This is a genomic window from Salmonella sp. SAL04213 (assembly GCF_046550535.1).
Taxonomy (GTDB): Bacteria; Pseudomonadota; Gammaproteobacteria; order Enterobacterales; family Enterobacteriaceae; genus Salmonella; species Salmonella enterica.
In genome coordinates this window covers 495,571-518,023 of the sequence record NZ_JBGDXS010000002.1, presented here as the reverse complement: position 1 = coordinate 518,023, position 22,453 = coordinate 495,571, and the positions used below count along the sequence as shown (strand labels likewise).

General features: G+C 52.3%; 17 protein-coding genes, 2 tRNA genes and 4 other RNA genes. 12 read left to right on the top strand and 11 right to left on the bottom strand.

Annotated features, from left to right (window positions below):
* Positions 1-24 precede the first annotated feature (24 nt).
* The 3 genes from galU to rssA form a co-directional block, all read right to left on the bottom strand.
* On the bottom strand, positions 25-933 hold the full coding sequence (gene galU / locus ACLJPQ_RS07405) for a UTP--glucose-1-phosphate uridylyltransferase GalU (protein WP_000729450.1): 909 nt from the start codon (positions 931-933) through the stop codon (positions 25-27).
* A gap of 202 nt (positions 934-1,135) precedes the next feature.
* Entirely contained in the window at positions 1,136-2,149 is a 1,014-nt protein-coding gene (rssB, locus tag ACLJPQ_RS07400; protein ID WP_000193432.1) for a two-component system response regulator RssB, read from the bottom strand.
* 90 nt (positions 2,150-2,239) lie between these two features.
* Positions 2,240-3,145: a patatin-like phospholipase RssA gene (gene rssA / locus ACLJPQ_RS07395; protein WP_001230572.1), complete on the bottom strand. Its 906-nt coding sequence runs from the start codon at positions 3,143-3,145 to the stop codon at positions 2,240-2,242.
* A gap of 110 nt (positions 3,146-3,255) precedes the next feature.
* Here rssA and ACLJPQ_RS07390 point away from each other — a divergent pair, with 110 nt between their 5' ends.
* The 8 genes from ACLJPQ_RS07390 (at position 3,256) to ACLJPQ_RS07355 (ending at position 5,676) form a co-directional block, all read left to right on the top strand.
* On the top strand, positions 3,256-3,714 hold the full coding sequence (locus ACLJPQ_RS07390) for a YchJ family protein (RefSeq protein WP_001540172.1): 459 nt from the start codon (positions 3,256-3,258) through the stop codon (positions 3,712-3,714).
* A 50-nt stretch (positions 3,715-3,764) separates the two neighbouring features.
* A complete protein-coding gene (purU, locus tag ACLJPQ_RS07385; protein ID WP_001191156.1) occupies positions 3,765-4,607 on the top strand; it encodes a formyltetrahydrofolate deformylase in 843 nt (280 codons plus the stop codon).
* Between the two features lie 170 nt (positions 4,608-4,777).
* Positions 4,778-4,919, top strand: a non-coding RNA gene (locus ACLJPQ_RS07380) — RtT sRNA.
* 28 nt (positions 4,920-4,947) lie between these two features.
* Positions 4,948-5,032: transfer RNA gene (locus ACLJPQ_RS07375), tRNA-Tyr, on the top strand.
* Between the two features lie 44 nt (positions 5,033-5,076).
* Positions 5,077-5,208, top strand: a non-coding RNA gene (locus tag ACLJPQ_RS07370) — RtT sRNA.
* A gap of 34 nt (positions 5,209-5,242) precedes the next feature.
* Positions 5,243-5,327, top strand: a tRNA-Tyr gene (locus ACLJPQ_RS07365).
* Between the two features lie 43 nt (positions 5,328-5,370).
* Positions 5,371-5,501, top strand: a non-coding RNA gene (locus tag ACLJPQ_RS07360) — RtT sRNA.
* Positions 5,502-5,544: 43 nt separating this feature from the next.
* A non-coding RNA gene (locus tag ACLJPQ_RS07355) (RtT sRNA) lies at positions 5,545-5,676 on the top strand.
* 102 nt (positions 5,677-5,778) lie between these two features.
* On the opposite strand, the gene ACLJPQ_RS07350 is transcribed toward ACLJPQ_RS07355, so the two are convergent.
* From ACLJPQ_RS07350 to narK, 6 genes are all read right to left on the bottom strand, one after another.
* Entirely contained in the window at positions 5,779-7,308 is a 1,530-nt protein-coding gene (locus ACLJPQ_RS07350) for a tetratricopeptide repeat protein (protein WP_080185175.1), read from the bottom strand.
* Positions 7,309-7,549: 241 nt separating this feature from the next.
* Positions 7,550-8,227: a respiratory nitrate reductase subunit gamma gene (narI, locus tag ACLJPQ_RS07345; RefSeq protein ID WP_000545594.1), complete on the bottom strand. Its 678-nt coding sequence runs from the start codon at positions 8,225-8,227 to the stop codon at positions 7,550-7,552.
* Positions 8,227-8,937 (bottom strand): nitrate reductase molybdenum cofactor assembly chaperone, encoded by a 711-nt coding sequence (gene narJ / locus ACLJPQ_RS07340; RefSeq protein WP_000571668.1) that lies wholly within the window; start codon positions 8,935-8,937, stop codon positions 8,227-8,229. The genes narI and narJ overlap by 1 nt, the downstream gene beginning before the upstream one ends.
* Positions 8,934-10,469: a nitrate reductase subunit beta gene (narH, locus tag ACLJPQ_RS07335; RefSeq protein ID WP_000702629.1), complete on the bottom strand. Its 1,536-nt coding sequence runs from the start codon at positions 10,467-10,469 to the stop codon at positions 8,934-8,936. Before narH ends, narJ begins: the two co-directional genes overlap by 4 nt.
* Positions 10,466-14,209: a nitrate reductase subunit alpha gene (locus ACLJPQ_RS07330; RefSeq protein ID WP_023138852.1), complete on the bottom strand. Its 3,744-nt coding sequence runs from the start codon at positions 14,207-14,209 to the stop codon at positions 10,466-10,468. The genes narH and ACLJPQ_RS07330 overlap by 4 nt, the downstream gene beginning before the upstream one ends.
* 388 nt (positions 14,210-14,597) lie before the next feature.
* The gene (gene narK / locus ACLJPQ_RS07325; protein WP_080185176.1) at positions 14,598-15,995 is read right to left on the bottom strand and encodes a nitrate transporter NarK; all 1,398 of its coding nucleotides are present in this window, start codon (positions 15,993-15,995) and stop codon (positions 14,598-14,600) included.
* A 340-nt stretch (positions 15,996-16,335) separates the two neighbouring features.
* Here narK and narX point away from each other — a divergent pair, with 340 nt between their 5' ends.
* On the top strand, positions 16,336-18,132 hold the full coding sequence (gene narX / locus ACLJPQ_RS07320) for a nitrate/nitrite two-component system sensor histidine kinase NarX (protein WP_079966689.1): 1,797 nt from the start codon (positions 16,336-16,338) through the stop codon (positions 18,130-18,132).
* Positions 18,125-18,775, top strand: a complete 651-nt coding sequence (narL, locus tag ACLJPQ_RS07315) for a two-component system response regulator NarL (RefSeq protein ID WP_001064598.1) — start codon at positions 18,125-18,127, stop codon at positions 18,773-18,775. Before narX ends, narL begins: the two co-directional genes overlap by 8 nt.
* Here the strand turns inward: narL and ACLJPQ_RS07310 are convergent, their stop codons facing one another.
* Complete coding sequence (locus tag ACLJPQ_RS07310; protein WP_064013032.1) at positions 18,776-20,200, bottom strand: YchO/YchP family invasin; 1,425 nt, start codon at positions 20,198-20,200, stop codon at positions 18,776-18,778.
* Positions 20,201-20,376: 176 nt separating this feature from the next.
* On the opposite strand from ACLJPQ_RS07310, the gene ACLJPQ_RS07305 reads away from it, so the two are divergent.
* Complete coding sequence (locus ACLJPQ_RS07305) at positions 20,377-20,730, top strand: DsrE/DsrF/TusD sulfur relay family protein (protein ID WP_001179794.1); 354 nt, start codon at positions 20,377-20,379, stop codon at positions 20,728-20,730.
* A 79-nt stretch (positions 20,731-20,809) separates the two neighbouring features.
* On the opposite strand, the gene chaB is transcribed toward ACLJPQ_RS07305, so the two are convergent.
* On the bottom strand, positions 20,810-21,040 hold the full coding sequence (gene chaB, locus ACLJPQ_RS07300) for a putative cation transport regulator ChaB (RefSeq protein ID WP_001146392.1): 231 nt from the start codon (positions 21,038-21,040) through the stop codon (positions 20,810-20,812).
* Between the two features lie 266 nt (positions 21,041-21,306).
* Here chaB and chaA point away from each other — a divergent pair, with 266 nt between their 5' ends.
* Positions 21,307-22,407 carry a sodium-potassium/proton antiporter ChaA gene (chaA, locus tag ACLJPQ_RS07295; RefSeq protein WP_000148418.1) on the top strand — a complete coding sequence of 367 codons (1,101 nt, stop codon included), beginning with the start codon at positions 21,307-21,309 and terminating at the stop codon, positions 22,405-22,407.
* Positions 22,408-22,453: the final 46 nt, after the last annotated feature.

The window sequence follows — 22,453 nt, the reverse complement described above, 5'->3', positions numbered from 1 at the left end:
TGTTAAAAAATTTATAACGTATCGTTACTTCTTAATACCCATTTCTTCTTCAAGCCAGGCTTTAAATTCAGCACCCAGCGAATTATGACGGATGCCATATTCAACGAATGCCTGCATATATCCTAACTTATTACCACAGTCATGGCTTTTACCCTTCATGTGGTAGGCTTCAACCGTTTCTTTTTCGATCAGCATATCGATAGCATCGGTCAACTGAATTTCATCCCCGGCGCCCGGAGGGGTTTTCGCCAGCAATGCCCAGATATCCGCGCTCAACACATAACGCCCGACAATCGCAAGGTTAGACGGCGCGACATCCGCTTTTGGTTTTTCAACCACGCCAACCATCGGCACACTTTCGCCCGGCGCCAGCTCAACGCCTTTACAATCGACCACGCCGTATGCGGTCACATCTTCTACTGGCTCAACCATAATCTGGCTATTGCCGGTTTCGTCGAAACGGCGGATCATTTCAGCCAGGTTATCCTGAGACAGGTCGGACTCATATTCGTCAAGAATAACGTCTGGCAGAATAACAGCGACAGGTTCGTTTCCGACAACGGGATGCGCGCACAATACGGCATGGCCCAGGCCTTTTGCCAGCCCTTGACGTACCTGCATAATAGTGACATGCGGAGGGCAAATAGACTGAACCTCCTCCAGAAGCTGACGCTTAACGCGTTTTTCCAGCATCGCTTCCAGCTCAAAACTGGTATCAAAGTGGTTTTCAATAGAGTTTTTAGACGAGTGCGTAACAAGCACGATTTCAGTAATGCCAGCAGCGATACATTCGTTCACGACGTACTGAATTAATGGCTTATCAACCAGCGGCAGCATCTCTTTCGGGATAGCTTTGGTCGCTGGCAGCATCCTGGTTCCCAATCCCGCGACCGGGATAACGGCTTTTTTGACTTTCGAATTAAGGGCAGCCATTTAAAATTCTCCTGGACTGTTCATGTATTGAACGTGTTCATTAATCTGTATCGTGTTCCAGTATATCAGTACCAGAACAAGCCTCAGGTCCAAAAAGGACTTATATTGGTATAATTAAGACAAATACTTATAAATCTGCCGCAGATAGTAACACTCGTCGGGAAAGGCCGGTAAAGCAATTTCCGCTCACTCTTCCGTTTGGTCATTCCGCAGACAACATCAATCGCAGACGCCCTCCTGCGCCCCATATTTGACACTGCCACGAGTCGCAACGCTGGCTTAATTGGTTAAGGTAGGCGTTACCCAATGTTCCTAGCGGCACGCCGCTGCTAATTTGAACCTGATGAGCGCCCGTATTTAAGGTGGCGTTCAATCCGGCGGAGACGAGAATCAAATTTTTGAGCTCACTGTGATAGTAGCCGACAAATAGCGGGAATTGCCCAGGTAAATTGGCTTGTCTGAGCAGATGATTTACCTGTTTTAATAGCGCGCCTAACTCCGGTAAACGGTGCTTTTGTTGGCCGAGCTGATCCTGCAATAAGCCGTTAAATAGCGCTCGCAGCAACAATGCGGCTAACACGCCGTTATCGCCCGCCCGGGTGACATCCAGGCAATAAAATGCCAGTTCGTTATCAGATAGCGGCGCAATATCCAGCACCAGTCCAGGCTGATCGGCGGAGACGAGCTGCCGGTAATTAATGCGGCAATGGGAAATCACCTGCTGTACCGGGGGCTGCAATTCCTGCAACAATTGCGCTGCGGCGGTTGGATTACTCACCATTGCATCCCAGTCACGAAACAGGCGTTCTTCTTCTTCAACCCGCGAGTTAAACATATTAGGGTATAAGCAAGCGAATACGGTTTCCCGCAAGCGGTTGAGATCTTTTACCGGCTTCAGCAAGACATCTTCAACCCCAAGGCGTAACGCTTTGGCGATATCCGCCATATTTTCTGTTGCGGAAATAACCAGAATAGGCGTCTGGTCTCCGCGATTACGTAAGTTTTCTACCAGTTTGAGACCGTTCATTCTCGGCATCGCGATATCACATATCATGAGATCAGGGGTAAAACGCCCCATCAACTCCAGGGCATCCACCCCGTCGCCTGCCAATGCCGTTGTCGCTCCCAAAGAGGAAAACCACGAATCCAGAAGCGAGCGAAATACAGGCTCGTCTTCAACAATAAGAATCTGTTTTCCGACCAATGGCTGCGTCATGTTCTCTCCCCTGACTGGCTTTAATCAATAGTGGCATGGTATTGCCGCTTGCGCCTGTCAGAATTTGCTTAAGTGATCGTAAAAGGTACATTAAACGTCGGTACGCACCAAGGGTATAAGTTCGTCCATCTTTTTCTCTACGGCTAACTGACCCGCCGCAATAGCGGCATGGGCGCGATGAAAATCCAGCGTAGAGATTTGCGGACAGAATGGTTGAATGAGAATATCAGGCGGATCGCCAGCCATACGGTTACGTTTAAGACGATTTTCCAACACCTGGATGGAGGTTGTCATGATTTCCATTGCCCCAGGCGAACTCACGCCACGGCGTGAAGTCAGGCTGCTGAAACGTTCTTTTAAACGCTTATGCCAGGGCAGCGCATCATCGCTCTCTTCATTGATATTCCCGACATTTACAGAGAGCAAATCTTGCTGCATGAGGTGGGCATCATGTTGCAGGTCTACCGCAATAACGATATCAGCCCCCAGCGCCCTGGTTAACGAAACAGGTACCGGATTAACGACTGCGCCATCTACCAGCCAGTAACCGTTATGCTCAACCGGAGACATCAGCCCTGGCATACTGCACGACGCGCGTACGGCAAGGTGTAGATCGCCTTCAGTAAACCATAGCTCTCGTCCAGTGCTAAGATTCGTCGCGACCGCGCCAAAACGTCTTGAACAGTGGTCAAAATCCGTGACGGGCATAATATCCCGATAGTGATTAAATACGCGTTCGCCGCGAAGCAACCCTCCTCTGCCCCAGGATACATCCATCAGGCGTAAAACATCCCAGTAGCGGAATGAACATACCCACTGTTCAAGCGCCGATAATTTATTACAGGCATACGCGGCGCCGACCAGTGAACCTATTGAGCATCCTGCAACGATATCAATATCAATGCCTGCTTGCTTGAGGGCTTTGATGACCCCAATATGAGACCATCCTCTCGCTGCGCCAGATCCCAGCGCCAGCCCTATTTTCATTTTTCTCATCGTACTTAACGACTTCCCCTGGCTTCAAGACGTAGCAACATCGCCACTGCTCAGTTAACATAATGCCACCCTGGCGTTCAACGCCGTTTTTTATATTCAGGGAGATTATTGTGTCTCAGCCTTGTCCCTGTGGTAGCGCTGACGAGTATAGCCTATGTTGTGGTCGTATTGTGTCCGGAGAACGAGTAGCACCCGATCCGTCACATCTCATGCGCTCTCGTTACTGCGCTTTTGTGATGAAAGACGCAGATTACTTAATTAAGAGCTGGCATCCAACCTGCAATGCGGCCGCGTTTCGTGATGATATCATCGCCGGATTTGCCAATACCAGGTGGCTCGGCCTGACTATTTTTGAACATACCTGGTCAGAAGCAGAAAATACAGGGTATGTTAGTTTTATCGCGCGTTTTTCCGAACAAGGGAAAACCGGGGCGATTATCGAACGTTCTCGTTTTATCAAAGAAAACGGTCAGTGGTATTATATTGACGGTACCCGCCCGCAGTTGGGTCGAAATGATCCCTGCCCGTGCGGTTCAGGCAAAAAATTTAAAAAGTGCTGCGGCCAGTGACGCCTGACAGTATCGATACAGCAAACACTCTCAACAGGATTTTTCCGGCAATGCAATCACTACAACGTAAAGTTCTGCGTACTATTTGTCCCGATCAAAAAGGCCTTATCGCGCGGATTACCAACATTTGCTATAAGCACGAGCTTAATATTGTGCAAAACAATGAATTTGTGGACCATCGCACCGGACGCTTTTTTATGCGGACCGAGCTGGAAGGCATCTTCAATGATTCCACTCTTCTGGCCGATCTGGACAGCGCCTTACCGGAAGGCTCTGTTCGTGAACTCAATCCCGCCGGACGCCGTCGGGTAGTGATTCTGGTTACCAAAGAGGCGCATTGTCTGGGCGACCTGCTGATGAAAGCCAACTATGGCGGGCTGGATGTTGAAATCGCCGCGGTCATTGGCAACCATGAAACGTTACGCTCGCTGGTTGAACGTTTTGAGATCCCTTTCGAACTGGTCAGCCATGAGGGATTAACGCGTGAAGAGCATGACACGAAGATGGCGGACGCCATTGATGCCCATCAACCGGACTATGTGGTGCTGGCCAAGTATATGCGTGTTTTGACGCCAGGTTTTGTGGCGCGCTTCCCGAACAAAATTATCAATATCCACCACTCATTCCTGCCGGCGTTTATCGGCGCGCGCCCTTATCATCAGGCCTATGAGCGCGGCGTGAAAATCATCGGCGCTACCGCGCACTATGTGAATGATAATCTGGATGAAGGCCCAATCATTATGCAGGACGTGATTCACGTCGATCACACTTACACCGCAGAAGATATGATGCGTGCCGGGCGCGACGTTGAGAAAAACGTATTAAGCCGCGCGCTGTATCAGGTTCTGGCGCAGCGGGTCTTTGTTTACGGCAATCGGACGATTATTCTTTAATCGTCAGTAATATGAATTGATTAGCTTTAATCCGTTACGGATGAAAAGTACGCAAACAGTTCATTTCAGGCAAAGGAATACTTTACAGCGGCGTGTCATTTGATATGATGCGCCCCGCTTCCCAAAAGGAAGCGGGCCAGTATTAAGCATTACCCCGTGGTGGGGTTCCCGAGCGATCATAAGGGAGCTGACTGCAAATCTGCCGTCATCGACTTCAAGGTTCGACTCGAGCAATAGTGAGAAAACGTTGCCGCAGGCAACGGCCCGAAGGGTGAGGAGCTTTAGCTCCGAATAATCCTTCCCGCTATAGAATGCAAGCAGCATAATGAATTTATCCCGTGGTGGGGTTCCCGAGCGGCCAAAGGGAGCAGACTGTAAATCTGCCGTCATCGACTTCGAAGGTTCGAATCCTTCCCCCACCACCATTATTCACTACAGCGATGTAGTTAACTCGATGAGCAATGCAGAAGTCTGCACTTGTCGGGGAAGGGTGAGAACCTTCGATTAAGGTTCGACTCGAGCGAAAGCGAGAGAACGTTGCCAACGGCAACGGCCCGTAGGGTGAGGAGCGAAGCGACGAATAATCCTTCCCCCACCACCATCTTCAAGCTTTACCTACAATTTGAATTACCCCTGGTGGGGTTCCCGAGCGGCCAAAGGGAGCAGACTGTAAATCTGCCGTCATCGACTTCGAAGGTTCGAATCCTTCCCCCACCACCATCACTCCCGTCGCGTATCTTATCCCCGCTAAGCACAGTGCCTTATATCTCTCTGTACGGGAAGGATGAGAAGCTTCGACTAAGGTTCGATTCGAGCGCAGCGAGAAAGCGTTGCCGCAGGCAACGACCCGAAGGGCGAAGCGCGCAGCGCTGAGTCATCCTTCCCCCACCACCATCACTTCCGTCGCGTATCTTATCCCCGTTAAGCACAGTGTCTCATATCTCTCTGTACGGGAAGGATGAGAAGCTTCGACTAAGGTTCGATTCGAGCGAAAGCGAGAAAGCGTTGCCAACGGCAACGACCCGAAGGGCGAAGCGCGCAGCGCTGAGTCATCCTTCCCCCACCACCATTACTTCATAAAGCACCAATTTCAAATCAATCAGCACTGCCCCATATCCTTACCCCACAGGCAGACTTCACACCATGGCGCCATAGCTTATTGGTTATCTTATCAATACTTCTTCCTGGCAATCTTTTTCGCCTCCTTTGACTGGTTGATTTTTCGCCTGATGAGATCAAAGGCGGCATATGTCTCGCTAAGTTGATCTGGGGTGAGCGTTCCCTTGAGTCGGTCTCTTTCGGCAATGAGCGCTAAGCTATCATCCTTAGATTTCCTCGTATATATACTTGCCATGTAATACCAAATATAGGCCTGCTTATTATCTTTAGGCACACCCTGGCGCCCATGAGCATAAATTTCCCCAAGTGCTGATTGTGCCGGAGCAAACCCCTGCTCTGCCGCTTTAAGGTACCACTTCAGCGCATTCCGGCTATTTTCAGGCACGCCTCTTCCCGTGCTATATGCCACGCCAAGCTGATATTGCGCTTTCGCAAAATCCTGTTTTGCTGCTTTTCGATACCATGCGATAGCCTGTCTGTCGCTTTGCGCGACGCCGCGACCAAAAGCAGACATGATGCCCAGATGCGTTTGCGCAGCAGGCAGCCCCTGGCGAGCGGCTTTGCGATACCACGCCAGCGCCTGTTGGTAGTCCTGAGATACGCCCTCACCCTGCATAAACATCACGCCGATCGCATCCTGCGCCTCGGCCAATCCTTGCGCTGCGGCTCTGCGATACCACTCCAGCGCCAGGTTGTGATCTTTCAATAAGTGATAACCGTTGTAATACCATACGCCAAAATTGTACTGTACCTTTGCCATCACGCGTTGCGCTGTTTTTCGATACCACGTCTGAGAGTAAACCCGGTCAGCGGGATGCGCTTTATCATAGAGCGCATTCAGCGGAATGTGGCCTGGCGTATAGCTGCTTGGTATACCTTCATTAAGCCAGTAAACTGCCTGACGATAATCCTGAGGCACGCCTTCACCATAAAAATAGGCAACGCCGAGATAAAGTTGCGCAGGGTGGTACATATTTTCCGCCGCTTTACGCATCAAGATCGCCGTTTGCTGATAATCCTGAGGGACGCCCTGACCGTGGGCGTACATTACTCCAAGCTTAAATTGTGCTGACGAAGCTGAACCCTGGCCGCGGACAACGCCCGCATCATTGGTTGGAGAGGCGGCTTTTCGATACCACTCCAGCGCTAGCTGGGTATTTTGGGGAAACCCATCGCCATACATATAGGCGTCACCGAGGATTTCTTGCGTACTACTATCCCCTAGCTCTGCCGCCTTGCGATACCACTCCAGCGCTTTTTGTCGACTAAGTGGAAAATTTTCACCATAGTTGTAATGATAGCCAAGGATAAAATAGGAAAAATCAGAACCTTGTTTACCCGCTTTCTCCAGCCATTTTATGGCTAGTTTATAATCAGGCTTAACATATCGCCCCTCCGCATACCAGCTTCCAAGCGCGAACTGCGCGCTTTCATCTCCTTGTTCCGCTTTTTGCTCTAATTCCTGAACGTACTGGCATTCTTCTGAGTCGGCGGGATAGCGCTCCTCGCAGACAGCTGCGTGAGCCATTTTTGAAATAAATATATTTAATATTATTATTTTGAAAATTGATGAAAAACGCATACAACTATCCTTATTGTCGTTTATGGCGTGATTATATGCTGCATCATCCTTTTTCTGCTTACAAAAAACTCGCACAGATGCTGAATAAACCCAAAAACAAAGAGTACGGATTCAGATGCCAGACATGGCAGATCCGCTGTAAACGAAACAAGGCGGCGGTCGATAAGGCATTTATGCCGCACTCCGGCAAACAGCCATAAAAAAACTCCGCCGAAGCGGAGTTTAGGGCATCGAGAGAAAATCAGTGACGTGCACGAACAATCTGGTATTTGCGGGTCAGATACTCGACCGGCACGCTCCAGATATGCACCAGGCGCGAGAATGGGAACAACAGGAACAGCGTCATCCCCAGTACCAGATGCATACGGAAGATAAAGGCTACACCATCCAGATGTGCGGATGCGCCACCGTGGAAGGTCACAACTGACTGCGCCCACCCGACCAGCTTCATCATTTCACTCCCGTCCATATGCTGGGCGGAGAACGGAATGGTCAGCAGGCCCAGCGCGCACTGAATCACCAGCAGCGAGAGAATCAAAATATCTGCGCCGGTAGTGGTGGCGCGGACACGTGGGCTAAACAGACGACGCTTGAGCAGTAAAATACCGCCAACCAGCGTCAGCACGCCGCAGGCGCCGCCGGCAATCATCGCCATCTTCTGCTTCACGTCGACCGGCAGAAAAGCTTCATACATCCAGTGCGGCGTTAACATGCCCAGGAAGTGACCGGCGAAAATACCCAGAATCCCAATGTGGAACAGGTTTGACGCCAGGTTCATTCCTTTGCGATCCAGCATCTGACTGGAAGCCGCCCGCCAGGTGTACTGGCCGTAGTCGTAACGTAACCAGCTACCGATCAGAAATACCGATCCGGCAATGTACGGGTAGATATCAAAGAAGAACATATTCAGGAAGTGCATTAGTGCTGTCCTCCGGTGGTGATATTCAGATATTGCGGCGCCACGGCCCCGGCAAAACGACGCTGGTGAGCGGAGATTTCCGACTCGCCACACCCCTGATCGGCGAAGAATTTCACCTGCTCTTCTTCCCAGACCGCATCCAACGCCTGCGGGGTATCATCACGTGCTTCATTCGCAATTTTTTCAGCCACTTTATCGCTGTCGATAACGGTATTCGCCAGTTTTAACAGCAGATCGAACAGCACCGCATAACGGCTGTCACGCTGTTGCAAACGTGCGCTGAGCAGCGCCAGAATCGGCGCGATATCCTGTAAACCCCCTAACGCTTCGCTTTTCGGCAATTGCGCAAGGTATTCCAGATACAGCGGCAGATGATCGGGAAGTTCGCGACTGTCGAGCTGCAAACCGTGCTGCTCATACTGTGCCATCAGGTCAACCATCGCCTGACCGCGATCGCGGGATTCCCCGTGTACATGTTCAAACAGCAGCAGCGATGTGGCGCGACCACGGTCAAACAGTTCACTGTAGGCGGCCTGTACATCCAGCATGTCCTGCGCGGTTAAATCGCGCAGGAAAACGCCCAGAGTCTGGGCATCCTCTTTATCCAGGTTCTCAGATGACGCGAGCGCATCGAACAACTCCTGCTGATGCTGCCACAGGGCAGCATCCGGGTACTCGAGCAGACGCGAAACAATGACGAGTTCAATCATGCGTGCGGCTCCGTTTTGCTGGTCACATCAACAGCGTCGATGCGGCGGCTGTTGAACAGATTGAATTTGGTATCAGACCCGTGGCAACCATCGCCGAAGGTAAAGCCACAACCGCTTTTCTCCGGGAATGCGTCACGCGCCAGTTCACGATGGCTGCTCGGTACCACAAAGCGATCTTCATAATTAGCAATTGCCAGGTAACGATACATTTCCTGCGCCTGGGCTTCGCTTAAACCCACCTCTTCCAGCGCGCGGGTATCCACTTTACCGTCTACGGTTTCCGCACGTTTGTAGTGACGCATCGCCAGCATCCGTTTCAGCGCCAACAGTACCGGTTGGGTGTCGCCAGCGGTCAACAGGTTCGCCAGGTACTGCACCGGGATACGCAGACTGTCTACATCCGGCAGAATACCGTTGCTGCCCAGTTCACCCGCGTCGGCGGCAGACTGAATCGGTGACAAAGGCGGTACGTACCAGACCATCGGCAGCGTGCGGTATTCCGGATGCAGCGGCAGCGCCAGCTTCCAGTCCATCGCCATTTTGTACACTGGCGATTGCTGCGCCGCATCGATCACGCTCTGCGGCACGCCGTCCTTCAGCGCCTGCTCAATGACAGCCGGATCGTTTGGATCGAGGAACACGTCCAGTTGACGCTGGTACAGATCTTTTTCGTTTTCCGTACTGGCGGCGCTTTCAATGGCATCTGCGTCATACAGCAGTACGCCAAGGTAGCGGATACGGCCCACGCAGGTTTCGGAGCAAACGGTCGGCTGACCGGCTTCGATACGCGGGTAGCAGAAGATGCACTTCTCGGACTTGCCGCTCTTCCAGTTGAAGTAAATTTTCTTGTACGGGCAACCGGTGATACACATCCGCCAGCCGCGGCACTTGTCCTGGTCGATCAGCACGATGCCATCTTCTTCACGCTTGTAGATAGCACCGCTCGGGCAGGTCGCCACGCACGCCGGATTGAGGCAGTGCTCGCACAGGCGCGGCAGGTACATCATGAAGGTGTTTTCGAACTGGCCGTACATCGCCTTCTGCATGTTTTCGAAGTTCTGGTCTTTGGCGCGTTTTTCGAACTCGCCGCCCAGAATCTCTTCCCAGTTTGGCCCGCTGGTAATTTTGTCCATCCGCTGGCCGGTAATCAGCGAGCGCGGACGCGCGATCGGCTGATGTTTGCTTTCCGGCGCGGTATGCAGGTTCTGGTAGTCGTAATCAAACGGCTCGTAGTAGTCGTCGATGCCCGGCAGATGCGGGTTAGCGAAGATTTTACCCAGCAGCAGCGCCCGGTTGCCCATGCGCGGCTGTAGTTTGCCGTTGATTTTGCGGATCCAGCCGCCTTTCCATTTTTCCTGATTTTCCCAGTCATTCGGAAAACCAACGCCAGGCTTACTTTCTACGTTGTTAAACCACGCGTATTCCATACCTTCGCGACTGGTCCAGACGTTTTTACAGGTGACTGAACAGGTATGACAGCCGATGCACTTATCGAGATTCAGCACCATGCCGACTTGTGAACGAATTTTCATTTTACGCTCTCCTGTACCTGGTCATTGCCTTCGCCATCCAACCAGTTAATGTTCTTCATCTTACGTACCACCACAAACTCATCGCGGTTGGAGCCGACGGTACCGTAGTAGTTAAAGCCGTAGGCTAACTGCGCATAGCCGCCGATCATATGGGTCGGTTTCGGCGTAATGCGCGTCACCGAGTTATGAATACCGCCGCGCTGCTGGGTAATTTCCGACCCCGGCAGGTTTACGATACGTTCCTGCGCGTGGTACATCATGGTCATGCCCGCCGGTACACGCTGGCTGACCACTGCGCGTGCGGTCAATGCGCCGTTGCTGTTGAAGACTTCGATCCAGTCGTTATCTTCAATGCCCAGATCTTTGGCGTCGGTTTCGCTCATCCATACAATCGGGCCGCCACGCGACAAGGTCAGCATCAACAGGTTATCGCTGTAGGTCGAGTGGATACCCCATTTCTGGTGCGGCGTCAGGAAGTTGAGCGCCTTCTCCGGATTACCGTTGGATTTACGCCCCATCACCGCTTTCACCGAGCGGGTGTCGATCGGTGGGCGATACACCAGCAGACTTTCGCCGAAGTCGCGCATCCACTGGTGATCCTGATACAACTGTTGGCGACCAGACAGCGTACGCCACGGGATCAGCTCGTGAACGTTGGTATAACCGGCGTTATAAGAAACGTGCTCATCTTCCAGACCAGACCAGGTCGGGCTGGAGATAATTTTGCGCGGCTGGGCCTGAATATCGCGGAAGCGGATTTTCTCTTCTTCTTTATTGGTTGCCAGATGCGTATGGTCGCGACCGGTAAACTCGCTCAGCGCCGCCCAGGCTTTCACCGCCACCTGACCGTTGGTTTCCGGCGCTAACGTCAGGATCATCTCTGCCGCGTCAATCGCCGTGTTGAGCATCGGCTGACCTTTCGCCGGACCGTCCGCTTTGGTGTAATTAAGCTTACGCAGCAAGTCCATTTCGCTCTGCGTGTTCCAGGCAATCCCTTTCCCGCCGTTGCCGATTTTCTCCATCAGCGGGCCGATAGAGGTAAAGCGTTCGTAAGTCGCCGGGTAATCGCGCTCAACGGTCATGATGTGCGGCGCGGTTTTCCCTGGAATCAGATCGCATTCGCCTTTTTTCCAGTCTTTCACGTCCAGCGGCTGCGCCAGTTCAGCGGCAGAATCGTGCTGGATCGGCAGCGTCACGACGTCAGTCTCTTTACCCAGGTGGCCTACACAGACTTCGGAGAATTTCTTCGCAATGCCTTTGTAGATTTCCCAGTCGCTTTTCGATTCCCAGGCCGGATCTACGGCGGCAGACAGCGGATGAATAAACGGATGCATATCCGAGGTATTCATATCGTCTTTTTCATACCAGGTGGCGGTCGGCAGTACGATATCGGAGTACAGGCAGGTGCTCGACAGGCGGAAGTCCAGCGTCACCACCAGATCCAGTTTGCCGTCCAGGCCATTGTCACGCCATTCCACTTCTTCCGGCTTCACACCGCCCTGTTTACCCAGATCCAGCCCCTGAATACCATGCTCAGTACCCAGCAGATATTTCAGCATGTACTCATGGCCCTTACCGGAAGACCCAAGCAGGTTAGAACGCCAGATGAACAGGTTACGCGGGTGGTTTTTACCGTTTTCCGGCTGCTCGGCGGCAAAGCGAATCGAACCCTCTTTCAGGGATTTGACGGTATAGTCTACCGGCGTCATACCGGCTTTTTCCGCTTCACGCGCAATATACAGCGGGTTAGTGCCTAACTGCGGCGCCGACGGCAACCAGCCCATACGCTCGGCGCGCACATTGAAGTCAATCAGATGACCGCTATAGCGGGATTTGTCCGCCATCGGCGACAGTAATTCCTCGGCGGTCACCGTCTCGTAGCGCCACTGGCTGGAGTGGTTATAGAAGTAAGAGGTGCTGTTCATGTGACGCGCCGGACGCTGCCAGTCAAGGGCAAACGCCAGCGGCTGCCAGCCGGTCTGCGGACGCAGTTTTTCCTGGCCGACGTAGTGCGCCCAGCCGCCACCGCTCTGACCAACGCAACCACAGAACACCAACATATTGATCAGCCCGCGATAGTTCATATCGAGGTGATACCAGTGGTTCAGACCGGCGCCAACGATAATCATTGAACGCCCGTGCGTTTTGTCCGCGTTATCGGCGAATTCCCGTGCGACACGGATGATCTGCGCCCGCGGCACGCCGGTGATCTGCTCGGCCCATGCTGGCGTATATGCTTTGGTATCATCATAACTGGCGGCACAATTTTCATCGTTGAGGCCGCGTTCCAGACCATAGTTCGCCATGGTCAGGTCATACACGGTGGTGACTAACGCGGTAGAACCATCGGCCAGTTGCAGACGTTTAACCGGCAATTTATGCAGCAGGACGTTATCCAGCGCCACATGATTAAAGTACTCTGAACCTTCGCCGCCGAAATACGGGAAGCCCACGTCAGCAATCTCATCCTGGCTGCCCAGCAAGCTGAGCTGCAATTCAGTTTCTGCACCGGTAGTCCCGTCGCGCTGCTCGAGATTCCATTTGCCTTTTTCGCCCCAGCGGAAACCAATTGAACCGTTTGGCGCCACCATTTCACCGTTGCTGTTAATGGCGACGGTTTTCCATTCCGGGTTATTTTCCTGCCCCAGCGAATCAACGAGATCGGCAGCGCGCAGCATACGACCTGCGGCATAATAACCATCACGCTCTTCAAGCATCACCAGCATTGGCATGTCGGTATAGCGACGGACATAATCGGTGAAGTACTGGCGCGGGTTGTCGAGGTGGAACTCGCGCAGCATGACGTGGCCCATCGCCAGCGCCATCGCCGCATCGGTCCCCTGCTTCGGCGCCAGCCACAGATCGCACAGTTTGGCGATTTCGGCATAGTCCGGCGTCACCGCGACGGTTTTAGTGCCTTTGTAACGTACTTCGGTAAAGAAGTGGGCATCCGGCGTACGGGTTTGCGGCACGTTAGAGCCCCAGGCGATAATATAGCTGGAGTTGTACCAGTCAGCGGATTCCGGCACGTCGGTCTGCTCGCCCCAGGTTTGCGGGGAGGCTGGCGGCAGGTCGCAGTACCAGTCGTAAAAGCTCAGGCAGGTACCGCCAATCAGCGAAAGATAACGTGCGCCGGAAGCGTAGGAGACCATCGACATCGCCGGGATGGGTGAGAAGCCCGCGACGCGGTCAGGGCCATAGGTTTTCACTGTGTACACGTTGGAGGCAGCGATCAGCTCGTTCACTTCCTGCCATGAGGAGCGAACAAAGCCGCCACGACCACGCGCCTGTTTGAAGCTTTTGGCTTTATCGGCATCTTCAATGATGGAGGCCCATGCCTCTACCGGATCGCGATGCAGTTTTTTCGCCTCGCGCCACATCTTCATCAGACGTTTGCGCATCAGCGGATATTTCAGTCGGTTAGCGCTGTAGAGATACCAGGAGTAACTTGCCCCGCGCGGGCAGCCGCGAGGTTCATGGTTTGGCATATCAGGACGGGTGCGCGGGTAATCGGTTTGCTGTGTTTCCCAGGTCACCAGACCATTTTTGACATAAATTTTCCAGCTACAAGAACCGGTGCAGTTCACCCCATGGGTTGAGCGCACAATTTTGTCATGCTGCCAACGTTGGCGGTATCCGTCCTCCCAGTCCCGGTTTGTTTCGAGAAGCTGGCCGTGCCCATCGGCAAAGGTTTCGCCCTTCTGCTTGAAGTAGCGAAACCGGTCCAGGAATTTACTCATCGGGTTTCTCCTGTGTGGAACCTTACGGCTCTCTGATAAATCGACATTGCTTAACTAAGGGCGAAGGTAACGCGCTGAATGGGCGTGAGAATTGATAACGATCAAGGCGGACAGGGATGCAAATGGCGCGCAAACCTCCTGCATACTCCTTTTGGAGGAGGAGTTTTATTTATATATATTACTGATTTAATTACATAAAATTAAATTTACGCACAACATGAATGTTAAATTTTCAACAAGTGGGTATTAAGGGGTATCCCCCCTGGATGACCGATAAAAATGTGCGTGGTCAGCCCTGTCGCGCCTCTCTTTTTGACTATAAGTATGTTGTAACTAAATGCAGGTAAAAAAAAGCGCGGTCTAACGCCGCGCAAAGGATAATCAAAAGTTACTTTTTATTTTTAGAATGACGTCCATATACCGCCCAGGTAATAACGACGCAGGCGATATAGAAAATAAGAAAGACTTTCATCGCGCCGACTGGCGAACCGGTTAATGCTAAAGATGAACCAAACGCTTTCGGAATAAAAAAGCCGCCAATCGCGCCAATCGCGGAAATAAAGCCCAGCGCCGCCGCCGTATCGGTCGCCGCTTCACGCATGGCTCTTTCGTCCGACCCGCCTTCCGCTTTTACCCGGTCCATCGTCAGTTTACGGAAGATAACGGAGATCATCTGGAAGGTAGAACCACTCCCCAACCCAGCCGTCAGGAACAGCGCCAGAAATACCCCGTAGAACGCGATAAAGCTACCGCCAACGCCGCCAGTAGGTAATGTCAGGAACAGCAGACCGCTGAAAATCGCCATCAGGACAAAGTTGATAAGCGTGACGCGGGTCCCCCCCAGACGGTCAGAAATTGCGCCGCCTGCCGAACGCGCCAGCGCGCCGATAAACGGACCGAAAAACGCATAATGCAGGATCTGCACATCCGGGAATTGCGTTTTAGACAGCATAGCGAACCCCGCGGAGAAACCGATAAACGATCCGAAGGTCGCCAGATACAGCAGACTCATGATCCACAGATGACCACGTTTGAGCACCGGCAGTTGCTCTTTTAGCGAGGCCTTAGACGTCGCCAGTTCGTTCATGCCGAACCACGCCGCCAGCGTAAAAATGGCCAGGAAAGGCACCCAAATCCAGGCCGCGTTCGCCAGATAGAGCTGAGAACCGTCCGGCTGCTCTACACCGTGGCTGCCAAAGGCGGCAAAGATAGAGAGCGAAACCACCAGCGGCGCAACCAGCTGCATCACGCTCACGCCCATATTGCCCAGACCGCCGTTCAGACCCAGCGCGCCGCCCTGCTTTTGTTTAGGAAAGAAAAAGCTGATGTTCGCCATACTGGAGGCAAAGTTCGCGCCGGCAAAACCACACAGCAAGGAAATAATAATGAAAGTGCTAAAGGGCGTACTGGTATCCTGAACGGCAAAGCCTAACCATACGCAAGGCACGATGAGGATACCGGTACTGAACGCTGTCCAGCGACGTCCGCCAAATAGCGGCACCATAAAGGAGTAAGGCACCCGTAGCAGCGCGCCGGAAACAGATGGCAGCGCAGTCAACATAAAGAGCTGATCGGTCGTAAAATTAAATCCCACTTTCGGCAGGTTCACCGCCACTGCGCTGAATAGCATCCAGACGCAAAACGCCAGCAGTAAACACGGCACAGAAATCCACAAATTACGGCTGGCGACACGATGGCCGCGCAGCTGCCAGAATGCCGGATCTTCCGGACGCCATTCCGTGATAACAGCGCCAGTTGCCCTTTCCGGGGCGGATGAGTGACTCATAGACACCTCTGATTCTTGATTTGATGTCTGCCACATTAGGGTTTACTGCCGAAGGTAAGTTGATATAAATCAAAGGAAAAGTCGTCATCACCGGCGACTAAAAAGCGTTATTACCCTTAATGAGTAGGCTATTTTGGTAAAAAAGCTGTGGTTTTTCACCATGCTGTGTCTGTCTACTCCTTCCCGTCGCAGATACCTCTTTACGGCGGCAATTAAGGAGTAACTCGTTATAGGTATGGGTATACTCCGCTGTATCGTTGAGAATAACGGCACAGCCGATTGACGCCCCTCTTTTTTGCTACGTTTTTTCGGCGACATTACCCCGAAGAAAGAAGGTAACATGTTTAAACGGTGTTTCTCTCCTCTTACGCTGGTTAACCAACTGGCGCTGATTGTCATGCTCTCTACCGCTATCGGCGTGGCGGGGATGGCGGTTTCCGGCTGGCTGGTTCAGGGCGTACAGGGTAGCGCTCATGCGATTAATAAAGCGGGCTCATTGCGTATGCAAAGCTATCGACTACTGGCAGCTGTCCCGCTGGATGCTAAAGATCAAAAGCTGCTGGATGAGATGGAGCAAACGGCATTCAGCCCGGAACTGACCCGCGCCGCTGAGCGAGACGGGCAGCAAAAGCAGCTTAAAGCGTTGCAGGATTACTGGCATAACGAACTCTCGCCAGGACTACAGCACGCGCAAAACGCGCACGCGGTCGCAGAAGATGTCACGCGCTTTGTGGCGGGCCTGGATCGCCTGGTGACGTCGTTCGACCATACTACTGAATTGCGTATCGAACGCGTGGTATTAGTTCACCGGGTAATGGCGATCTTTATGGCGCTATTGCTGGTATTTACGATTATCTGGCTACGTGTTCGCCTTTTGCAGCCCTGGAAACAGTTGTTATCAATGGCGCGCGCCGTCAGTCAGCGCGACTTTACCCAACGTGCCAATATCAGTGGACGCAATGAGATGGCCGTGTTGGGTTCTGCGCTCAATAATATGTCTGAAGAGCTGGCCGAAAGTTATGCGGTACTGGAACAGCGCGTACAGGAAAAAACAGCCGGTCTGGAACATAAAAACCAGATTCTCTCATTTTTGTGGCAAGCCAACCGCCGACTGCATTCACAGGCTCCGCTATGTGAACGTCTTTCACCGGTACTGAATGGCCTGCAAAATTTAACCCAGTTGCATGATATTGAGCTGCGAGTCTATGACCTGGAAGATGAAGATAATCACCAGGAATTTACTTGTCAGTCGGACATCAGTTGCGATGATAAAGGCTGCCACCTTTGCCCACGTAGCGCCCTGCCGATGATTAACGGCGGCACCACTTTAAAATGGCGGCTCACCGATTCTCACACCCAATACGGTATTTTGCTGGCGACGCTGCCCTATGGACGCCATCTCAGCCACGATCAGCAACAGTTGGTGGACACGCTGGTTGAACAGCTTACCGCGACTCTGGCGCTCGACAGGCATCAGGAGCGCCAGCAGCAGTTGATTGTCATGGAAGAGCGTGCCACCATTGCCCGCGAACTGCATGATTCTATTGCCCAGTCGCTCTCTTGTATGAAGATGCAGGTGAGCTGCCTGCAAATGCAGGGCGACGTGTTACCGGAAAGCAGCCGTGAGTTACTCAGCCAAATTCGCAATGAGCTAAACTGCTCCTGGGCGCAACTGCGCGAACTGTTAACTACTTTCCGGTTACAGTTGACGGAACCCGGGCTACGTCCGGCGCTGGAGGCAAGCTGCCAGGAGTTCAGCGCCCGGTTTGGCTTTACGGTAAAACTGGATTATCAGCTTCCCCCCCGCCTGGTGCCTTCACACCAGGCGATACACCTGTTGCAAATTGCCAGGGAAGCCCTCAGCAACGCCCTTAAACACTCTCATGCCGACGATGTGGTGGTGACAGTGACGCAATGTGGCAAACAGGTCAAACTAAAAGTGCAGGATAATGGCTGCGGCGTCCCGGAAAACGCCGAACGCAGTAATCACTACGGCATGATCATCATGCGCGATCGGGCGCAAAGTTTGCGCGGCGATTGCCAGGTACGCCGACGCGAGACTGGCGGAACAGAGGTCACTGTTACTTTTATTCCAGAAACAAACTTCACAGAAACCCAGGGAGATACCCATGAATAATCAGGAACCGGCAACCATCCTGTTAATTGACGACCATCCGATGCTACGCACGGGTGTAAAGCAGCTTGTGAGTATGGCGCCCGATATCAGCGTGGTCGGAGAAGCCAGCAACGGTGAGCAGGGTATTGACCTGGCGGAATCGCTCGATCCCGATCTGATCCTCCTTGATTTGAATATGCCGGGAATGAATGGTCTCGAAACGCTGGATAAATTACGCGAAAAAGCGCTGTCAGGACGTATTGTCGTTTTCAGCGTATCCAACCATGAAGAAGATGTCGTCACGGCGCTAAAGCGCGGCGCGGATGGTTATCTGTTGAAAGACATGGAGCCGGAGGACTTGCTCAAAGCGTTACAACAGGCCGCCGCCGGCGAAATGGTATTAAGTGAAGCGTTAACGCCGGTACTGGCGGCCAGCCTGCGGGCCAACCGCGCCACCACCGATCGCGATGTAACGCAACTCACCCCGCGTGAGCGCGATATTCTGAAGCTCATCGCGCAGGGATTGCCGAATAAGATGATTGCCCGGCGTCTGGATATCACCGAAAGTACGGTCAAAGTGCACGTGAAACATATGCTCAAGAAAATGAAGCTGAAATCGCGCGTGGAGGCCGCCGTCTGGGTGCATCAGGAACGCATCTTTTAATTATTGCTCCTGGAACGGTTGCCAATGCGGATTATCGTCCGGCATCGTGATAAACGGTTCAGTCAGCGCGAGCGTGATCTCATTGGAAGAGACACGCTGACCTTTTTCATCCTCAACCACCACCGATAAACGCCAGCGATTTGCCGCGCCTTCGCGGTGATCCCAGGCCGGCATAATGATTGTCCAGCCCTCGGTACTGCGGGTGTCCGTTCCTGCCGTCAAACTTAAGGCCTGTGTATCGCCCTGCCAGCTCAAATGACGAATACCGTGCACGCTGCGCACCTGCAATTTTAACGCAACCGTCTCACCAGGCGTAAGATCCCAGGGCGGCGTCGCCAGAAAAACCGTTAACGTTTTACGCTGCCGATACTCCATTGTCGGCAGCGAGTTACGTTGCGGCGTATCATAGCGGCTACCGCGTAATGACTGGCTTTGCGCCACTTCACTGGCGGCAAGCTGCTTTTTGAGCGGCACGCCGAAGCGGTAGTTAAGCGTCAGCCCCAGGTTGTTCTGACTGACCCCGCTCTCGCCCTGTTTGTGCTGGGCGGTCATGGTAAGCAAAGGTACTGGCGTATAGTTGAGACCCAGTTTTAACGCGACAGGATTGTGATACCCCGTTCCGGAGTCAAACAGATCCACGCTATCGCCAAAGTACTGCTCCAGACTAACGCTGGTATTGATATGCTGGTAAAACGGCAGCCGCACTTGCGCGTTGATATCATATCCGCGCGCCATTCGCTGTTCTAAGGTCGCCGTATGCGTCTGCCAGTCGGCAAAAGGCTGATAATAGTTGGCGGATAAACGCAAATATTCTCCCCACGCCTCCGCGCCAAAGCCGGCGCGCTGTAGATTTTCATCCAGCAGATTATCGTAAAAGGTATTATAGCCAAGAAGCCAGCCATCCTGCGCCCAGCGCTGTCCTACGCCAATGTTGCTTACCAGTCCGTCAGTCTGTTGCGTAAGACCAAGCTGGCTCCAGGTCAGATAGCGCTGTTTATCCTGTAAAGGGATAAACCAGCTTCCGCGACTGCCGTTAAAATGACCTTCGTTATCGACGTTAATATCCACGCTGGCGCTGCCCCAGGCTGATAGCCAGCTTTCAAGCTGCTGGTTAACCTGCTCGCTGACCACATCGCGTACCTGTCCGAAAGCGAATTGCCGCGCCTGTTCACCGGTATCCAGATCGTTATTTTTCATGCTGGCTTCGCCAAACGCTTTGGCCATCTCGGCAAAATGCTTTTCCCCTTCGTGGGATTCCGGCATCATGCCTAAATCCGGCAGACGGTTTTGCGTGAAAGGGTCTTGCGCCTGCGCACGGATCGTACCGCTGGCAGCCAGCAAGAGAAGCGAGAGTGAGAATGAACGAAAAACAATACGGCTCAACGTGTCGGCAACTTCTACAACAAAAGATAAGAGGAATGGCATCAGAGTAAACCATAACGTGTCCGGACAGGTTTTGCAGCCTTTTCTCGTGCTTCCAGGAATATCCTTATTTTTTCCGCAGAGCGTCCCGGGATTTTCTCCACGCATTTGGCGGTACCCGGTTCCCGAGGTAACATAACGCCATTGCCGACAAAATTTCTCAAGGAGAAGGGTTATCCATGCAAAATATCGTCATTATCGCTAACGGCGCCGCCTACGGCAGCGAATCATTATTTAATAGCCTGCGTCTGGCCATTGCGCTTCGCGAGCAGGAAAGCCATCTCGATTTACGCCTGTTTTTGATGTCAGATGCCGTAACCGCAGGGTTACGCGGTCAAAAACCAGCCGAAGGCTACAATATTCAGCAAATGCTGGAAATTCTAACCGCGCAAAACGTACCGGTAAAATTATGCAAAACCTGTGCGGACGGACGTGGTATCACTCCCCTGCCGCTGATTGACGGTGTGGAAATCGGAACGCTGGTCGAGCTGGCGCAATGGACGCTGGCGGCGGACAAAGTGCTGACATTTTGAATCTGTACGCGGGAAAAGCTCCCGCGTCAGGATAGACTTCCGGCAAGAAAATCAGGCTAACGCGTGAGTAATACCGCGTTTATTTTTTCTTATGCCATTTATCATCCTCGCCTTTTTCATAATCGTTTTTAACCGCCGCCCAGGCGACTTTGTGTGCGGTTTCCTCGCGACTGGCGTCATCACGACGATCGGCTTTATCTTTATATTGCTCCCAGGCGCTATTAAACGCTTCTTTGTAAATGTCCTGGGCATGGGCTGGAAGAACATTCCGCACATTATCGGGTAAATCACTTTTGGCTTTATACGGCATCAGCGCCTCCGTCTTCAGGGAAAACATTAAGTGTGGTAAACAATGCGTTATTACGCCAGTCGAGGAGGATTTTTGGTTTTTACGGAAATTAACTTTTTGTTATTTAAACACTGTTAAAACAAGATGCTTGTTTTACTAACCTTGAAAGAAAAAAATCGTCTACGCCGTAAAACTACGTAAAAAACCACTAAAAAAATACAAATTTCTGCTATTTTTACCTTCTTTACTCTTTCCAAAATATTAACACCTGCACAAGGGAGACCCTCATGACACATGCCTGTGAGGCGGTGAAAACCCGCCATAAGGAGACTTCGCTTATTTTCCCGGTTCTTGCGCTGGTAGTGCTGTTCCTTTGGGGAAGCAGCCAGTCACTACCAGTGGTTATTGGCATCAATATCCTTGCACTTATTGGTATTTTAAGCAGCGCATTTAGCGTGGTCCGTCATGCCGATGTATTAGCGCACCGACTCGGCGAACCCTATGGATCGCTTATTTTAAGCCTGTCCGTCGTTATTCTTGAGGTGAGTTTAATTTCAGCGCTGATGGCTACCGGCGATGCTGCGCCAACGCTTATGCGCGATACGCTCTACTCTATTATTATGATTGTCACCGGGGGACTGGTCGGTTTCTCGTTGTTGTTGGGCGGGCGTAAATTCGCAACGCAATATATGAATTTATTTGGGATTAAGCAGTATCTTATCGCGCTGTTTCCGCTGGCGATTATTGTGCTGGTTTTTCCAATGGCATTGCCGCAAGCCAATTTCTCTACCGGTCAGGCATTATTGGTCGCGTTAATTTCCGCCGCGATGTACGGCGTATTTTTGTTGATTCAAACCAAAACGCACCAGAGCTTATTTATCTATGAACATGAAGATGAAGGCGATGATGACAATCCACACCACGGTAAACCCTCCGCGCACAGTAGCGGCTGGCATACGGTCTGGTTACTCATTCATTTAATTGCGGTCATTGCCGTTACCAAAATGAATGCCAGCCCGCTGGAGGCGTTGCTGACCAGCATGAACGCCCCGGTCGCCTTTACCGGTTTCCTGGTCGCGTTGTTAATTCTCTCGCCGGAAGGACTGGGCGCGCTGAAGGCGGTACTGAATAATCAGGTTCAGCGGGCAATGAATCTGTTCTTCGGATCGGTGTTGGCGACGATTTCATTAACCGTGCCGGTCGTCACGCTCATCGCCTGGGCGACAGGTAATGATCTGGTGTTTGGTTTAGGCGCGCCGGAAATGGTAGTGATGGTGGCCTCGTTAGTGCTGTGCCATATTTCGTTCTCTACCGGACGCACCAACGTGCTAAACGGCGCGGCGCATCTGGCTCTATTTGCCGCCTATCTGATGACGATTTTTGCCTGATATAAAAAAGCCGGATAGTGTCTTATCCGGCCTACACAAGCTAAAA

Coding starts and splice junctions, on each gene's coding strand:
- ACLJPQ_RS07305 (WP_001179794.1), top strand. CDS start 20,377: ATGCAAAATATCGTCATTATCGCTAACGGCGCCGCCTACGGCAGCGAA.
- narX (WP_079966689.1), top strand. CDS start 16,336: ATGTTTAAACGGTGTTTCTCTCCTCTTACGCTGGTTAACCAACTGGCG.
- rssA (WP_001230572.1), bottom strand. CDS start 3,145: ATGAGAAAAATGAAAATAGGGCTGGCGCTGGGATCTGGCGCAGCGAGA.
- purU (WP_001191156.1), top strand. CDS start 3,765: ATGCAATCACTACAACGTAAAGTTCTGCGTACTATTTGTCCCGATCAA.
- narI (WP_000545594.1), bottom strand. CDS start 8,227: ATGCACTTCCTGAATATGTTCTTCTTTGATATCTACCCGTACATTGCC.
- chaB (WP_001146392.1), bottom strand. CDS start 21,040: ATGCCGTATAAAGCCAAAAGTGATTTACCCGATAATGTGCGGAATGTT.
- ACLJPQ_RS07330 (WP_023138852.1), bottom strand. CDS start 14,209: ATGAGTAAATTCCTGGACCGGTTTCGCTACTTCAAGCAGAAGGGCGAA.
- narK (WP_080185176.1), bottom strand. CDS start 15,995: ATGAGTCACTCATCCGCCCCGGAAAGGGCAACTGGCGCTGTTATCACG.
- ACLJPQ_RS07310 (WP_064013032.1), bottom strand. CDS start 20,200: ATGCCATTCCTCTTATCTTTTGTTGTAGAAGTTGCCGACACGTTGAGC.
- rssB (WP_000193432.1), bottom strand. CDS start 2,149: ATGACGCAGCCATTGGTCGGAAAACAGATTCTTATTGTTGAAGACGAG.
- ACLJPQ_RS07350 (WP_080185175.1), bottom strand. CDS start 7,308: ATGCGTTTTTCATCAATTTTCAAAATAATAATATTAAATATATTTATT.
- narJ (WP_000571668.1), bottom strand. CDS start 8,937: ATGATTGAACTCGTCATTGTTTCGCGTCTGCTCGAGTACCCGGATGCT.
- chaA (WP_000148418.1), top strand. CDS start 21,307: ATGACACATGCCTGTGAGGCGGTGAAAACCCGCCATAAGGAGACTTCG.
- galU (WP_000729450.1), bottom strand. CDS start 933: ATGGCTGCCCTTAATTCGAAAGTCAAAAAAGCCGTTATCCCGGTCGCG.
- narH (WP_000702629.1), bottom strand. CDS start 10,469: ATGAAAATTCGTTCACAAGTCGGCATGGTGCTGAATCTCGATAAGTGC.
- narL (WP_001064598.1), top strand. CDS start 18,125: ATGAATAATCAGGAACCGGCAACCATCCTGTTAATTGACGACCATCCG.